Annotated in this window: 1 protein-coding gene and 1 pseudogene; both read left to right on the top strand. The window is 48.1% G+C overall.

Annotated elements, in window-relative coordinates; all coding sequences use genetic code 11:
• Window positions 1-241: 241 nt before the first annotated feature.
• Window positions 242-1,405: an IS30 family transposase gene (locus CBI30_RS11010; RefSeq protein ID WP_088528329.1), complete on the top strand. Its 1,164-nt coding sequence runs from the start codon at window positions 242-244 to the stop codon at window positions 1,403-1,405.
• 29 nt (window positions 1,406-1,434) lie between these two features.
• Window positions 1,435-1,627: pseudogene (locus tag CBI30_RS11005) on the top strand (transposase); the annotation flags it as partial.

The following is a 1,627-nucleotide window of genomic DNA, read 5'->3' as shown; positions in this document are numbered from 1 at the left end:
TTATCACTTGTTTAAAGGGCGACACAAGTGGTGACCTATTACCCATGCTCAGGTTCACCGTCAGCGCCCTTAACTATGCCTAACATAGCGTTACAAGTTTGGAGCTGAATGTGCCCCCTTATTTCTCACTCTGGGCGTAAGTGGTCATTGTGGAGGACGTTTTCGCCAAGGCCTCTATGGGTCTTGATCAACTGATCGATGCAACACACTACAAACTGCGTAAGCAAAAGGAGTGTTGCTCATGAAACAACGACCTCGAATCTATTACACCGCCACTCAAAGAGAGTTGATGTGGGATCGCTGGCAAAAAGGCGATAACCTTCATCAGATAGCGCAGTTATTTGATCGCCATCACCCCTCTATACAGCGTATTTTGATGCAGACGGGCGGCATCAGACCACCATCAAGATCTCGATCAGTTTTAGCGTTAACTTTGGCTGAGCGAGAAGAAATCTCCCGTGGCCTGGCAACTGGGCAATCACTTCGCTCTATCGCACAGCTTTTAGGCAGGTCGCCTTCTACGGTTAGTCGCGAAGTAAAACGCAATGGCGGTATTAAAGACTACCGATCAGCTGGGGCCGATAGCTCAGCCTGGGATCGAGCACTTCGCCCTAAGACTTGTAAACTGGTCTTGAACAAGCCCTTGGCAACTATCGTGACAGACAAGCTGCAGCTCTTGCAGTGGTCGCCACAACAGATTGCCGGATGGTTAAAGCAATCTTATCCAGATGACGAAAGCTATCAGGTGTCGCACGAGACGATTTATCGCAGCCTCTTTATCCAAGCCCGTGGAGCCTTAAAGAAAGAGCTCGTGGCGCACTTACGTCGCACTCGGATCATGCGCCGCTCACGCCATCACACGCTCAAAGATCGAGCTTTGGGCAGTATTAAAGGTGCCATATCCATTAGAGAGCGGCCGGCAGAGGTAGAGGATCGTGCGGTCCCTGGACATTGGGAAGGTGATCTACTTTACGGAGATGCTAATAGCCAGATTGCTACTCTCGTTGAGCGCCAGACTCGCTATGTGATGCTAGTCAAGGTTGCTCGCAAAGATAGTCAAACAGTCGTCAATGCCTTAATTAAGCATGCGAGGAAATTACCAGACGAGTTGTATAAGTCGCTCACTTGGGATCGAGGCAAAGAGATGTCTGAACACAAACGCTTTACCTTAGCCACGGATGTTCAGGTTTACTTTTGTGATCCCCAGCATCCTTGGCAACGAGGCTCAAATGAAAATACCAATGGCTTACTAAGACAATACTTCCCTAAAGGAATGAGCGTAGCCAATTACTCGCAGGCTAAGCTTAATGCCATAGCCAGGAAACTTAATGAACGCCCTAGAAAAACACTAAACTATCAAACACCGGCAGAACGTTTTGCCCAATCTGTTGCGTTGACCAGTTGAATCCAAGACCCAAAGCGGATGCTCAAAGCGCATTTAAACAACTCAAACCAAAAGATAAACCCATGCTGCACTCAGACCAGGGCTGGCAATACCAGATGGGGCTTTATCAACAGGCCTTGCACAAGCAGGGCATTACTCAAAGCATGTCTAGAAAAGGTAACTGCTTAGACAACGCAGTTATGGAAAACTGGTTTGGGATTATGAAACAGAGTTCTTCTATCG

This window comes from Polynucleobacter aenigmaticus (genome assembly GCF_002206635.1).
In the GTDB taxonomy this organism is placed as follows: domain Bacteria; phylum Pseudomonadota; class Gammaproteobacteria; order Burkholderiales; family Burkholderiaceae; genus Polynucleobacter; species Polynucleobacter aenigmaticus.
The sequence above is the reverse complement of the archived record's forward strand: the minus strand, read 5'-3'. Positions and strand labels throughout refer to the sequence as shown.

Bases quoted from the DNA above. Each gene is read 5' to 3' on its own strand.
- CBI30_RS11010 (WP_088528329.1), top strand. From the start codon at position 242: ATGAAACAACGACCTCGAATCTATTACACCGCCACTCAAAGAGAGTTG.